Origin of the sequence: Chromohalobacter sp. HP20-39 (assembly GCF_033052815.1) — a bacterium.
In the GTDB taxonomy this organism is placed as follows: domain Bacteria; phylum Pseudomonadota; class Gammaproteobacteria; order Pseudomonadales; family Halomonadaceae; genus Chromohalobacter.
On sequence record NZ_JAWHTP010001124.1, the window covers coordinates 1 to 239 of the forward strand.

The 239-nt window shown below is 61.5% G+C and carries 1 protein-coding gene; it reads right to left on the reverse strand.

Annotated elements, in window-relative coordinates; translation table 11 throughout:
• Positions 1 to 236: helix-turn-helix domain-containing protein (locus tag RVY79_RS21395; protein WP_317466637.1), on the reverse strand; the 236-nt coding region annotated here is incomplete at its 3' end.
• Between the last annotated feature and the right edge of the window lie 3 nt (positions 237 to 239).

Consider the following 239-nt stretch of genomic DNA (forward strand, 5'->3'; position numbering starts at 1 on the left):
TCGCTACCCGGCAACAGCTTTTGCTTCGGTCGACACACCTGACGGCGGGCCTGCATCTGCTGCTGGGCCACGCGGGCCGAGTAGCCGCCACAGGCATCTCGATTGCGGCGCAGCTCCCGGCTGATGGTCGAAGGGGATCGGTTGATCAAGCAGGCAATCCCGCGCAGGCTGAAACCTTGGGCATGACCGATTTGAATGGTGGCGCGCTCTTCAACGCTGAGTTCGGAATAAGACATAGG